We start from the raw sequence: 14980 nt of genomic DNA, 5'->3' as shown, positions 1-14980 counted from the left end.
ACTTTGATGCCGCCAAAGATTAAGCCCTCAATTTGGCTATTATATACAAAAAGGAGCGACAGATTCTGTTTTTTCAACTCTTTTAAAGTGTTAAGTCAAATCTGACGCTCCGTTAAATTATATTTTATATTTTCAAGCTTATATTAGGTTCAAACTTTGCGACTATTGCTTTAAAACGAATTTATCAAGTGTATTTGCAATACCGTCGTTATCGTTTGATTCGCAGATGTAATCGGCAATCTTCTTTACATCGGTTTCGGCATTACCCATTGCAACGCCGAAGCCTGCATAACCTATCATTGTCATATCGTTGTAGTTGTCGCCGAAAGCGGCAAGCTCTTCCCTTTTAATCTTGAGTTTATCAAGCAAAAGCGGAAGCATTGAGCCTTTTGTAACACCAAACGGCATAATCTCAAGAAAATAAGGTGCGCTTTTATATACATCGAGCAAGCCGTCATAACGGTCTGCAAGAATTTTCTGATATTTGTCAAGCTCATCGGGTTCGCCTGCAAGAAGAATTTTGTTGATATCAAATCTTACAGATGAGATAAAATCGTCAACAACAACCATTTCAGCCTTGATAACGTCCCTTTCAACATAGGTATAGTCGTTCACCTTATTATCCGAGATGATTCGCTTGTCATCGTATGTGTTGATTGTAATGTTTGAATCCTTCAAAACATTCACGATGTCGGGAAGATATTCAAGCGGAAACAGCTTGCTCACCATAGTTTCGCCTGTTTCGCAATTGATAATCCTGCCGCCGTTGAAAGCCATAATAAAACCGCCGAAACGGTCAAGCATAAGGTCTTTTGCTATCGGCATAATTCCTACGGGATGTCTGCCTGACGCAAGAATAATTTTCTTGCCCTGCTTCTGCGCCTCCATAAGAGCATATCTTGTACGGGGAGTAATCTCCTTTTGGGAGTTTGTCAGCGTACCGTCAATGTCAAGCGCTATTAATTTGTAATCCATGAAACCACCCTTAACATATCAATTTCTAAACACAATCAGTATGTTACGGTCAAATTTGACCGTATAAAATATACCACAAATCGCCCAAAAATGCAACTAAAAAGCCGATTTTAGCCCATATAAAAGCTATTTTCACCATTTTTCCGCTTTGTCTTTTTCGCCAACAAAAAACGGACGAAAAGAGAATTTTCCTTTCGTCCGAAATTAAATATATTCAGCTTTTATTTATTCTTCCGATTTTGTATCGTTGTCGGATTCAGCCTTTTGTTGCAATTTTTCCTTTTGCAAACGGTCTATAATTTCGTTGATGTCGCCGTCCTTCGGTGATTTGTCATGTCCCGTAAGTATGCGGATTATAACGACAAGCTCATCAATGAATATCAGCAGCAGCGCCGCAATAAAAATCAGCAGTCCCCACGGTGAGAAGAAAAGGTTGTACAATGTGTCAATGAATCCAAGCTTGCACACCATAATATAAAGCACATCTTCGGTTGAAATTTCCGGGTCGGGAGCATCGTTTGCAATGCCCTTTGTCTGTAGCTTATATGTGCCGTCAGCTGTTTTATACGGTGCAACTACAACCTTATGAGTCACGAGAAGTCCCTCGGTCTGCCCACTGCCGCGATAGGTGATAATATCGCCGACCTTGAGGGCGGTCGGATCGTCAACGCACTTTCCGAGAATAACATCGCCGATCATAAGCTCGGGCTGCATACTGCCCGTTGAAACTCGAAGCACGGAATATCCGAAAAGCGAAGGTGTTTTTCCGTTCACCTTTGAACCCATAAACACAATTACGGTCAGCACAAGTATTGCAAGCACTCCCCAGCAAATTATATTTTTAATTATCCGCAAGGTTTTGCGGAGCTTTGATTCATGCCTTTTCCTTATTCTATTTTTTGATTTGGGGTGTTCGGTTGTTACAGATGTCACTTCAACCGCATTTTCAAAATCGTTATTTTTATCCATAAATTCCTCCACGGCAAGTTGCCGTTCTCAGTTCGTGAAGACAGTTTGTTAAATTCAAAACATATTTCGCCCGAATGTAACATTGTAATTGTTCGTACAAACACAAGCTATCCGTAAATGTACATATTTTATATAACGAAAATGCGTATATATTCGTCAAAACGGGCGGATTTTATTCTCTGCTACCGATTATAAATTATAATAAAAAAGGGCTGTAAAAACAACCCTTTTGTAAATTTAAAAATTTAAAATTTTAAAGCGAGATATAAACATCATCAAGCGTGTATGTTATTGTTGATGACGATTCATTCTTGATGTACCAATACACCTTTGAAACCGTAGGTCCGTCAGTAGCTTTCGGCTTGATTTCAAGGTTTGTCACAATAGGTGTGTCTATTGAATCTGTGCTTGCAGATGTAACACTGATTTCCGTGGTTACGGAATAGGTATCTCCATATGCACCGCCCTTAATTGTGGTTGTGAGCTCTGCATTACCCTCAGCCACAGGAGTAATTACACCGTTTGCATCGACTGTAAACACGCCGTTTGATGATGACGAATAGCTTATACTGCTACCTACGTAATCTGTTCCTGCAACAAGACCTGCGTTGAATGTTGAGCCAAGCGGAATGTTAATACTGTTGTAACAATTGATAAAGTTAGCACAGTCAGTTAAAGGCTTACCAAAAGAATATGTATCACAGTTATGGTTATTGTTATATCCTGTTCCAGCCCTCAAAGTAAACTTATAGCAGTTATCAACAGCCAAATTCGGACAATAAGCTTTCAACAGCATATACGGTGTAGCATTAGCACCGGTATTGTCATCGTTAGCATAAAATTGCACAACTTTTGCGGTTACAGGTACATCAACATACAACACCCGTGTGCTCTGACCGCTGATTGGTGTCATAACAATAGGATCGCCCTGCCACTTTGGGGTTGTGACATCACCTGTTCCGTAACGAATTCTGATTGTTGTAGCGGAATCTTTCCAAGATAATACATTGTTTGTATCAAAATAAAATCTGTATTTTCCGTGCGAAGTTTTCGTATATGTACTGCCACTACCGACAATATCATTATAAGACCTATATGTCTTGAGCGGTTTGTTGACGCCGACATAAAGTCCCGACGCAGATGCCGTACCGCTTGTTTTCAGATTTTTTATGAAAAGCGAAACATTCTGTTCGGCATTGCCCGAGTTAGAAATTTCGGTACAAAAATATCTTCTCTTACCTGCCTGCAGAGAACCGCCGAAATCAGTAACTGCATTCTCACCGAAAGTAGAGCCGTCATCACTTGACTCAACGGTTTTGATGCTGATGTTCTGACCGTTGCTGATTTTGTACTGACCGCTCCACCTGAGAGAGTCGCCCGATTCGGTTCGAGGACGGCTGAACCATGAAAAAGTCGTGGTCACACCGCAAAGCAGACAAAGTACAAGTCCGAGTGCGATTACAATTGCAAATTTTGATTTCTTCATGGTTTCACCTCCGTTGATTTAACCTTTAATTTTACTTTGTTGTCCAAGAACCACCGCAGTTATCCCAACCGTTGTTTTCAGTTCCCTGAACAAAACAGTTTGTTCCGTCTGTCGGAATGGCAATACCTTCTACATTACCTCCGTGAGTACCCGGAGTACGGTTCCATTCATTATTCCAACTATTCTCGGTTGTCTTGCCGTTCATTCGGCTAAATATAATCCTGTCATATTTGCCAGATGCATCCATAGCAAATGTATAGCAATTATGAGATGCATCTTCTGTCATACTGTACCACTTTCCGTCGCCGGTTGATTTTTCATATACATAGGCAGCAAAACGCTCATTTTTATTGGTTGTCCAGTTAGTGTTCGGAACAAAGTACATTACCTTTGTTGAACTCTTAACAAACTTTGCATAATAATGAACCGATGAATTTACTGAAATACTGAGTTCGGCATTATCTGCAACCTTATTTATGCAGTCACTGTCGGAATACCAACCGGCAAACTGATAACCTTCATTGCAAACAGCTGTTGCCTTAATGGTTGTCGGGTCGGAATATGTATTTGTTACAGCACTTGTGTGCACAACACCGCCAACGCTGACTTTACCGCCTGTAAAGCCGTTTGTTTCCGTAGAGCCTGCTGATTTATAGCTTACGGCATCAAGAGTAACGGTAAATGTATCAAACGGATATTTTACCCATGTACCTGTTGCTGTGTTACCTTCACCTGTGTTACCTGTTATCTTAAAGCAGTTTCTGCCATCATTCGGAATAGTCTCATCAACTGTCTGGGCACGCTTACCGTCCCAATCGTCCCAAACTCCTGTATTCATCTTTGTAAAGATGATATTTGTCACAGAAGTCCAAGTACCCGTAATATCAGCACTATAAATATTACCCTCAACTTGTTTCATCGGGAACCATTTGTAAGTGTTGTTATCAACCCACATATAAACAGCAAAACTTGATGTATTTGCACCATTGTTATATGTTTTCCATTCATCCGGAACTTGCAAATATACAACACGCTTTTGTTCAACTTCAAATTTAGCATAAACAGTTGTGTTAGCCTTGATAACCGTTGTCAAAGGATTGTTTTTGTAATCGTCTGTATACGGTTGTGTACAGCCAAGGTCTGTGTACCAACCGCTGAACGAATAACCCGACTTTGGAGTAGCTGTCAGTGCAACACTCTCGCCCCACTTTGCAACAGTAGAAACTGTGCTTGCGGCTGTTGTGTCGCCTGCCTGAACAGTACCGCATGCATTGCTGACTGCTCCGTTGAGTACGGCTGAGGCCTTTACCTCAAATTCTTTAAGCTTGAACCTTGCATGTAAAGTAAAGCTATCTTTGATGTTTTCACACACATAAGTTGCCTTGTTGCTGACTGGAGTAACGCTTGAATCGTTATACCAACCGTCAAAGTCATAACCCTCGGCAGGGTTTGCAACAAATGTTGCACTTCCGTCATAATCCACCGAAACTGTAACTGCAGTTGACGGTCCAACTTCTTCAGGTGCGGTAAACTTTACCGTACCTACTGAATCACCATCAACAACTGCGTTGACTGAAAACGACTGCAGCTTAAACAATGCGTAGTATTCGCAACCGGCATCGACATTTGTAAGAACAAGCTGTTGTTCCGATGCTACAGAGTTTGTACATTCCCTGTCGGAATACCAACCCATAAACTTATAATTTGGCTTTGTATTTGCAACAAGAGTTACGCTATTACCGTTGGTAACCTCCGCAGTTGATGTTGCACCTTCCTGCGAATCGCCTGCCTTAACAGTACCTGCTGTATCGACAATATTTCCGCCGAACACGGCATTAGCGGTAACTTTGCGAGATGATACATCCGAAAACTTTGCATACAGAGTCAAATCCTTCTTTATTGCCGCAGTTTGCACTGTCTTATCTGTGTACTGACAATTGTTAAGAATCTTGCTGTCTGCCTTTATACTGCATTGCGGATCGGTAAACCAACCTTTAAACTCATAGTTGGCATTTGCTTTAGCCGTGAGTGTGGCAAGCGTACCCCACTCAACAGTTGTCTCTATCTTTGCGGCAGGGGTATCAGCTCCAAGCTGAACCGTACCGCCCGCTCCGTCGATTTTTCCCTCTGTTACTGAATAAACTTTGAGATTAAGATTGATAATCTTGAATTTTGCATACAGAGTATAGTCAGCCTTTATGCTGCTTACTTTGTACGGAGTCGTTTTACTGACAAGTGTCTGACAGTTTTCGTCCGAATACCAGCCGACAAACTCATAACCCTCGCCTGCATTCGCAACAAAAGTTGCAGAACCGTTGTAGTTTACCTTGACGGTAACGCTTGTATCAGACGCCTCGGATAACGGTGAAGAAAACTGTACTGTGCTGTTTTTCTTATCATTCGGATGATTTGCAACCGCTGTTACCGAGAACTGCTTAATCATAAATTTGGCATAATACAAATGATTTGCCTGAATATTCTTAATTGAAAGCGTAAGATCCTGACTTTCCAGTTTTGTGCAATTCTCGTCAGAATACCAACCCTTGAAGTCATAGCCCTCTTTTGTAGTGGCTGTGATTGATGTGTCTTGCCCCTCAAGGTACGAACCGACAGTGTATGCGCCAGCTTCGTCGCCTGAAATCTTAACAGTACCACCTGTGCTGTTTGCAACAGCTCCGTCCGAAACAGCTTTTGCCTCAACTTTATACTGTCTTTGGAATTTCGCATAAAACTTATGCTCGGCTGATGTATCATTTGCCGGGTAAGCACCGTTGCTGAGGGTAACGGGAGCTTTAAATTCGGGGTCAGAGTACCAACCGATAAATCTGTATTTGTTGCTGTCGGTCGGTGTCGCATTAAGAGTGACGGTTGTACCCTTTGTAACCTTAACTCTTGTTGCGCCGTCCATACCGCCTGTTACGCTTACTGTTCCCATTACGGCATTATTATCCTTTTCATCCTTACACGGAGAATAAACGGAAACAATAGCCGGAGGCGCCCAGTAACCTGTGTTTTGTGAAGTAATAACATAATTCACCGAAGAATTTCTGTTCGGTGCGCTTACGCTGTAATCTTTGCCGTTGTAAGTAAATTTGAATGTAATCGAACGTGCTGCATCGCTGTTAGGATTGGGCAAATATGCAACCCAACCGCTGAGTGACGCATTGTCATTCGGTTCAAAAGTCATTGCTATCGGAGTTGAACTGCCCTGAACATACATATCAACCGCAAGATACTTTCCGTCAACCTGTGTCATCGGCAATGTACTTGCATCTTCACTTGAAAGGAGAATTTTCTGAACCTCTCCCCATGTGCCGTAGCCGTTATTTGACTTATCCTTATATCCGTAGGCTGTGAATGTCTGTGAATCGGCATCAACACCAGCTTGCAGAGTTGTTGTCCATTTTGCAACATAGCTGTTCTGCGGATTTGATGTTACTGTTGATTCACAGCTGTAGAAAGTAACTGTTGCGTTAGGATTATCTGTATAGTCTGAACCGAGCTTAATAAAATAGTTACCGCTCGAATCCTTTGAAAGCTTTTCATACTCGCTTTTGCCGGCCTGGTTAATCCAGATTGCACGATTGTTTTTGGTAGCCCAACCCGCACCGAGTGACGGATCGCCCGTTGTTTTATCGTAAAAAGTCAATTCTCCCGCCTGGGGACTCTGAGTGATAAGCTTGAAGTTGTCAATTGTAACAGTCTGTCCGGCATACTTTGTCTTTCTGGTGTCATCCTGTAACCACACACGCATTGTAACCTTATGCGGTTTTGAATCTGCCGGAACGGTAAAAAGAGGACTTTCTGCTGTTGAACCCGTGTATGAACCGAAAGATTTGACATTTTCCTGTCCTTTGATATTCAGGTTTGTACCGGAAACAACCTCTGCCGTGCTGTCGCTCTTACCGCAGACAACCGTATTACTGCCGTCACAAACGAATGAAACACGGAGCTTTTCCTCATCTGCATCAGCATCGTTAACCTTGATTGTGGGAATCTTTTCAAAATAGAATGACGCCTTTGTTCCCTTTGCGGTAACATTGAAAGAAAAATCAATGTAGTTGACATTCTTATCGTTTACAGTAGCCTTTCTGTATGTAGCAGACGGCTCGCCGTTTGCAGTTAAGGTCGGAAAATAAACATCTGTGCCGTTTGCGCTTGTTGCCGAGGCAAGGTGAACATCGCCTGCCTGACGAAAATATTTTGTAAGATCAATTGTATTTCCGTCATAGCCGTTACCGTAGCCGATATTAGCGTTGGTAAACACATAGTTATCAATTGTACCGTTGTTCAAATCAAGCTTAATGGTTGAAATTGTTTCCACCCATGCAGAAACCGACACAATAGCGATTGCCAACACTTCAACAAGTGCCACAATGCTTAAAATCAAGCTTTTTCTCTTTTCTTTGCCCGACTTTTTGCCGATTGCAAGCTTTTCTTTAAAATAAGCCGCCAAAAGAGCAAATCTTTCTTTCATTGTGACACCTCCTTTTTATATTTTGCATTATTAATGATACGTTGCGGTATCATCGTTGTTTACTTCATAAGAAACATTGAACGGAGTGGAGAATATATATTCATTCTTCGCCGGAATAAGCAGAGTGTGTGTACCGTTCTTGTTCACAAACTTAAATCCGATAACTCGTGATCCTCTCGGCGCACTGCAGTTATCAAGTGTACATCTTGAACCGTCAGATTCAAACTTCATCAAATGGTCTGATTTTACGCCGTTATAATTATAAATTACATAAGGTTCATAAGTTCCGCTTGTAAGATAATTTCTGAGCCACTGTTTATTATCCAGAATGTTGAGATATACACCTGTATTTATTTCAGGATCTACGGAAGATCCTCCTCCGCTTGTCGGAGTTGTGGGTGAAGGTGCTGTTGTTTCAACAGTTGAGCCGCTCGGACTATAATCCCAGTATCCGATACAAGGGGACAGTCTTTGAGCAGTATCATCGGTTTTACCATAACCGTTACCTCTCTTGGCAGTGTAAACAAGGCTGCGATTACCGTTTACAATTCTGCTTTCCTGTAACGGATACAAATCTTCGTCGTTTTTTATCCAATTTTGTGCCGTCGGGCTCAATTCACCGTTCACATTATCCTTGGTGTGCCATGAGTTATAGATTATATTATTCGTTGTACTGAATCTGAAAAAGCTTATATCTGTTGTTACATCTTTTGGCAACGCAGCTGTCCATGTGTTATATCCGTCTACCGAACCAAGATATTTCATAACGACAGTTTTCTGAGTTGTATCAGTATCTTTATACTGCATGGTAACTATACAGTCATCTGTTTTAATCCACGGAGTATTTTCGCCCTTATCACCTCTTGTTTTATCAATAAAGGTGATAGCCTCCATATCATTGTAGTTACTTTCGAGTTCAACATCAATTGTAACCGATGCGCCTGCATACTTATCATAAACAGACTGATCTTCATACGCACCCTCAAACCACGCTACCAATGTTACATCAAGAGGTTTCTGACCTAAAAGCGTGAACAAGCTTTCGCCTGAATAGAAATAGAAATCAGAAAATGTCTTGCATGATGAAAGCTTCGTAGCAGGAGAGCCGTCCATATTTGTTGAGCTTACTGCATTATAATTTTTAGCATGCTCGTCAATCAGAGCACTTGGATCAATTACAGTAGGAGTTTTACTGCTGTCGGTAATAAACGCAAGTCTTAACGGACAAGGATCATAGACCTTCTGATTGACAGGAACGCCTTTATCGTCACGAATAATCTCGGTTGAGCCGTCAAACTTACCGAGAACAGTTTTACCGTCTGCCGAAACAATTGTAATATTATAACCTTTGACATAAACATTTGTCATATCTGAATCGGCATTAAGCTTAAAATCCTTATATACATATGTTTTATTCCTGTCGCCCGCCGTTCCTTCTCGGAATTTCATGGCAGATGTTGAATCCTTAAAGTTGCCCTCTGACGGGAAGAACATATTCCTTCCGTCAACGCTTGAAGCCTCTTCAAGCTTAAAGCCTTTAACAACAAGGTGGTTTGAAAGATCTTCCTGACCGTCATTGACACGGAGTGCCGCACTTGACTCGAGTGAAAACGGCTGAGAATTAATACTTGCCCTATCTTTTACGGTAAACCATGCCACCGTTGTCACAAGCACAAGAGTAAAAACAAGGAACAATGATACATATGAAATTGCGAGCTTTTTTCTGCCGAGAAGTCTGTTATCGGAAAGTGCAAAAAACGAGTTCTGCATTCTTTCTTTCAGTTTCATACTTCATTGCTCCTTTCCTGATTTTTATTTATTGTTGTACATCGCCCTTTGAGAGAACAAGGTTTGCTTTAAACTTTCCGTTTACAAGGGCAAGTCTTGCCTCTGCGTCTTCGCCGTCAACCCACATATTACAAGTTACCATTCCTGTATATTTGCTGTCTTGAGTCGCGTCCTTTTTTTCCAAAGTCATAATTTTTTTCTTTGCACCAAGCTCATATGTGTAATCTCCGTTGTCTGTAAAGCCTTTGCTGTTTGCAACAAGAACCTGGCTGAGTGGTGAACCGTCATCAGCGGAAACGGACGTTTTAACCCATTTACCGTTTTTCACATAATAACCGTGCGAATATGATTCACCCGAACGCTTGTCTGTGCTTACAGAATACTTTGTTGTATCTGAGTTTACATTAAGAAAAATGTTTGGAGCAGGAATCCACAAAAGCTTTGTTTCTTTAGTATTATAATTTGCAACCGAAAACCTTACCGCACCGGTTACGCAATCTCTTGAAATTCCCTTTGAGTCACCGCTTTCACCGAAATCACTCTTATTATCTGCATTTTCACCAGTCAAATTTTTTGCATTCGGACTGATTTTAGATTTACTGTCCAGATAAATATCGAACTTGGATTTTGAACGAACATACAGGTCAAAAGAAAGGTAGTGAACCGAACTGTCGGCAAGATCCCAATCGTCAACATCAAGAATAGGAGAAGCAACTCCGTTTTCCTGTTTGAGGGGCGGCTTATAAAATGTGTATCCGTCGCTCGAAACCTCAGTCATCTTGATATCATCAATAAACGAATAATTTTCGCTGTTCAATTCAATCGTATTTTTGTACGCTGCGTCATCCGTCGGAGCCGGATCGCCGTGCTTAACAACAGCAATTTCAATACCGTCAGGCGCATGACACTCAATGTTGATGCCGTCGGCATCTGATGACTGTTTATCAGTGAACCACGCCTGAATGCCATAAAAGGCGGCAAGTGCAACAGTGAACAGAACTATTAAATTTTTAGCAATCATTCTGCCCGTCTTTCTGTTGGGCGCAGTAGAATTTTTCATTTTTGCCCCTTATTCTACACTATAGTAAACGGCAACAAATCCGTCAGCCTTCAATGTTTTGTTATGAACAACAGTAGTTTTTTTGCCTGTTGACTCACGAACAATGTTTTCAAAGTTCATTGCAAACGGTCTGTCAACTCCTGAGAATGTTATCACAAGCGGAAGCCTTCCGGCACTTTTCAGCTTTGAACACAAATCCGAAAAAGCAACTTCAAGGTCTGCCTGCTTTTTATAGATTTTGTAAACATCTGCACCGTTACGGGAATATCCTGCAAGCATAACACCCTTTTTGCTTCTGCAAATGCAAAGTGATCTTACAGACTTTTGAGCGTCCATAAGCTCGTCTGCAATTGAAAGCTTGCCGAATTTTGCAAGCTCTTCGGCATATTTAGAAACAACAGCAACACTGCCGAATCCGAAGTCACGAACGAACAAATCGCCGACATCCTTAATCGACTTGACTTCTTCCTTTGCAAGGCTGATTTTTTCGCCTGCTTTCTTTTCGGCTTTGCGAATTTCAGCCTGAGCCTCTTTTTTAATCTCGGCAACCTTGGCTTTCATACGCTTTTCGCAAGCTTTTTCTGCCTGCTCAACCTTTTTGTCAACCGACTTATAAGCCTTTTTAAGCTCTGACGCATGAGCGGCGTCATTTGCGACTGATGATTTAAGGTTGGCTTCCTTAATTTCAACAAGCTCATTCCTGTGAGCCTCTTCCTTATCGGCAAGTTCTTTAAGATGCTTTTGCTCTGTTTCATTTGCCTTTGCCGCAAAATCCGCATTCAGCTTTGCTACATAAGTGTTATGTTCAGCCTCTGCATCGTTGAATTTATGGTTAAGCGATTCAACCTCTGCCGAATGAGCGTCGTTCATCTGCTGTTTTTCTTCAGCAAAATCGGCATTCATTTTGTCGACTGTTTCCTTATGCTGAATGCGTTCGGTTTGGAGAGTATCAGTGAGCTTCTCATTTTTGTCAGACAAATCGGTAATCTTACGAGCGTCCTCTTCAATCTGCGCATGACATTTTTCAAGGTTTTCCGTAAGAGCCGTAATCTTTGCAAGTTGTTCGGCAACCTGAGTTTCAAGTTCTTCGATATGAGCTTTCTGCTCGGCGATAACAGTTTCCTGCTCTTTCACCTTTGTCTGCAAACGAGCATTCTCCTGCACAAGCACGAGAATTCTGTCATTTAATTCTACTATTTTTTTATTGAGTGTGTCAATAGTCTGATTGAGTTCATCAATCGTTTTATTCAACTCTTCAATAGTATCTTTTAACTGCTGATTTTCTTCCTCAAGCTCGGCAATTCTCTTTTCTGCCTCCATCAACTTGAGTTTTGTCTGCTGGAGTTCAGCCTTAACCTCTTCAAGTCGGTCTTCAAGAGCAGAAACCTTACCTCTGAGTGTGAGAATCTGCTGTTCTTTCTGATCGATTATAACCTTTAAATTATTGATTTCACTTGTAAGGTCAAGAATTTTCTTTTCACGGTCACGGATTTCACGAAGGCGGATTTCCATTTCCTCTTTACGAACAGCCTCAAGCTGTGCCTTCATAACCGCCTCACGGGTTTTTTGAGGTTTTGCCGCCTCCTCAGCAAGACGAGCATTTTCTGCGTCGTACTGGTCCTTGAGAATCACACGAAGTCCGGGGTTGGTTGCTATAGACATCATAAAATGCTCAAAGCCCATTGCAAAATAAACATCTTGCTGAACCGCGTCCGTCATCTTACCGTCATAATCCTCGGTAACAACCTCAAAGCCCTTGCGTTTGTAGCTGTCAAGGAAGTTCCATAGTTCAACCGCCTTTTTGAAGTTAGGGTTCTTCTTGAGAAGGTTGGTCTGCGTAAGCGGCGGGTGAACCTCAGGCTCATTTGCGATTTCCTTCATCAACTGAGTGTTCAAAAACTCATTGAGTGTTGTTCTGATTTTTCTGATTCGGTCAAAGTCCGAAAGCTGTGTAACATCAAGAACATCAAGGTCATCGGCAAGTGTTTCGTGCGATTCATTTATATAGTTAAGATTAAAATCTACTTTTTTCTCGTTAAAATTAATGTGACGAACCATAGAAATATCGTTATAACTGTCGTTCGGCACATCCTTCATCTTTGAATACTTGTCGTCAACAAAGTGAAGCGCTTTACGAATGAGCGTCATAAGAACACGGTTTTCGTAAATTGCAAAGCTCTCTTCACGCTCAATTGTGAGGATTTTATTGGGTGTTACCATATCACCCTCAACCTTGGCAATAAAGTTAGTGTGCTGCGAAAGGTGTTTAACCGACTCGGGACCAATCTTTTTTGCAAGCTCAACTCTAACAACATTGTCAACCTGCTTAATAAAACGGCGCTGTTCGTCAATTGCCTTCCGAATATACGGAAGAGTTTCCTCAATGGCAACAACCCATTCCATGTCTATAACCTTTTCGTTGGTCTTACCGTCGAGTCTGTCCTCGCCCTTGTCGCCGTCTTTAAGGCCTTCCATTATGTAGTTGTAGGTAAAATCATTTTTCAGAATATCCTGCATATTCATATATGCTCTGAAATATTTACTAAAATCAGCCATTGATTTTTCTCCAATCAGATAGTTTACCGTTTATAAAAGGCGCAAAGTCCTTTCACCAAGCAAAGGGCGAACAGAGTTCGCCCTGAATTGCTAAAATTATACAAGCTTTTTAAGCATATGGAGATAATCCTTGCTTTCGTTCATGTTTTCTTCACCGAAAAGCTCGTCAATATACGCACAAAGGCCGTCAATCTCGTCACGGATGTATGAAAGGTTAAGTGACTCAAATTTTCTGAATACTTTACGGGCAAGAACATAATCAAGACCGTCAAGCTCGGTTCCGCCTGTACCGACATAGGCAGGAACGAAGTCACGAAGCTGTTTAACAATACGGTTACCGAAAGCTATACGGAAATGCTCAATAACATAATCGTCAAGGAGAGTAATCTTCTTGATGTTTTCTTCGGAAACAACAAATTGAACCTTAGCGGCATTGAGGATGTACTCAAAATGTTTGTATGAAATGTAAACAGGATCTGTGAGAGGTGCGTCAAAAGGAACACCCTTTGTGTCAATGTTAATCGGCATAGCACGGTCGTAAACCTTATCGGTAATGGCAAAGGTCGAGTCATCGTTATTGGCAGTACCGATATACCACATATTCGGCGGGATTCTGAGCTGACCGTTTACAATATGCTTAGGGTCGCTCGGCCATGAGTTCGGGATAATATCAACAACCCACTCGTCTCTTGATGGCATTTCAAGAATTGAAAGCATTTCTGCAAAGTAATACTCAACTCTTGCGATGTTCATTTCATCAAGGATTACGGCGTAGATGTTATCATTGTAAGAAGCCTCGTACATTGCACGGAGAAGCTCTGTTTCGTTAAACTTCTTAGTAAATTCGTTGAAGTAACCGAAAAGCTCTGTTCTGTCACGCCATGACGGCTGAACAGATGCAACGATGGACGGGTTGTTTACAAACTTACCGAATGCATATGCAAGTGAAGTTTTACCTGTACCGGAAATACCCTGAAGGATAATAAGTCTTGTTGATGCGAATGACGCAATAAAAAGTCTGATAAGCTTAATATCGTAGTAAAGACCAAGCTGTGAACAAGCAAAGAGTCTGAAACGCTCACAGAACTCGGGAAGTGTGATATCGTTGTCATAAACCGGCGGAACATAATCTGCCCAAAGCTGGTCGATTTCCGTAAGCTTGTAGAAACGGCTTTCGCCTGTGTCCTCTTCTTCGCCGTTGTTGAGTGACTCGATTTCTTCGCCTGTAAGCTCTGCAATCTCGTTGGGGTTAAGACCAATCTGTGAAACCTTCATAGAGAGAATCTTATCCTTTTCAAGGTTGAGTCTCATAACCTCTTTGTTGAGTGCCTGAACCTCTTTAACAAGAGAATCTGTATCTTTTCTTCTTCTGTGCGAACGAATAAACTTTTTTACAGCGACGACAATAAGCCATACGCAAAGTGCAAGCACAGCAACCAGAAGCACAATGGCAATAATTGCAATTACCCATGCAAGGCCGCCAAGCTCCGTGGTATAGGCATTAATAATGTTTACATAAGCGGAAAAATCAAAGGCATTGCCTACTCCGCCAAATAACCCGGTGATTATTGACCATAATGAGCCAAAAAACTGACCGAGAAATTCAAAAAGAAATTTAAATACTGTATCCACGGTACTTCGTCTCCTTAAAAAAATCTACTCTCATCTT

General features: G+C 41.5%; 8 protein-coding genes. All 8 read right to left on the bottom strand.

Annotation, left to right across the window (positions count from 1 at the left end; genetic code table 11):
- Positions 1-162: 162 nt before the first annotated feature.
- The 8 genes from WMO31_RS06265 to WMO31_RS06230 all read right to left on the bottom strand — a co-directional run bounded on the left by WMO31_RS06265 (position 163) and on the right by WMO31_RS06230 (position 14943).
- Positions 163-975, bottom strand: coding sequence for a Cof-type HAD-IIB family hydrolase (locus WMO31_RS06265; RefSeq protein WP_303992596.1), 813 nt, complete (start codon positions 973-975; stop codon positions 163-165).
- A gap of 225 nt (positions 976-1200) precedes the next feature.
- The gene (locus WMO31_RS06260) at positions 1201-1944 is read right to left on the bottom strand and encodes a signal peptidase I (protein WP_317426461.1); all 744 of its coding nucleotides are present in this window, start codon (positions 1942-1944) and stop codon (positions 1201-1203) included.
- A gap of 253 nt (positions 1945-2197) precedes the next feature.
- Positions 2198-3430, bottom strand: coding sequence for a hypothetical protein (locus WMO31_RS06255; protein ID WP_298177388.1), 1233 nt, complete (start codon positions 3428-3430; stop codon positions 2198-2200).
- Positions 3431-3461: 31 nt separating this feature from the next.
- Positions 3462-7907: an InlB B-repeat-containing protein gene (locus tag WMO31_RS06250; protein ID WP_367999393.1), complete on the bottom strand. Its 4446-nt coding sequence runs from the start codon at positions 7905-7907 to the stop codon at positions 3462-3464.
- Positions 7908-7937: 30 nt separating this feature from the next.
- A complete protein-coding gene (locus WMO31_RS06245; protein WP_367999392.1) occupies positions 7938-9695 on the bottom strand; it encodes a hypothetical protein in 1758 nt (585 codons plus the stop codon).
- A gap of 28 nt (positions 9696-9723) precedes the next feature.
- Entirely contained in the window at positions 9724-10755 is a 1032-nt protein-coding gene (locus WMO31_RS06240) for a hypothetical protein (RefSeq protein WP_367999391.1), read from the bottom strand.
- 9 nt (positions 10756-10764) lie between these two features.
- Positions 10765-13311 carry a coiled-coil domain-containing protein gene (locus WMO31_RS06235; RefSeq protein WP_367999390.1) on the bottom strand — a complete coding sequence of 849 codons (2547 nt, stop codon included), beginning with the start codon at positions 13309-13311 and terminating at the stop codon, positions 10765-10767.
- Between the two features lie 96 nt (positions 13312-13407).
- Entirely contained in the window at positions 13408-14943 is a 1536-nt protein-coding gene (locus WMO31_RS06230; protein ID WP_367999389.1) for a hypothetical protein, read from the bottom strand.
- Between the last annotated feature and the right edge of the window lie 37 nt (positions 14944-14980).

This window comes from Ruminococcoides intestinale (assembly GCF_040095935.1).
Lineage (GTDB): Bacteria > Bacillota > Clostridia > Oscillospirales > Acutalibacteraceae > Ruminococcoides > Ruminococcoides intestinale.
The sequence above is the reverse complement of the archived record's forward strand: the minus strand, read 5'-3'. Positions and strand labels throughout refer to the sequence as shown.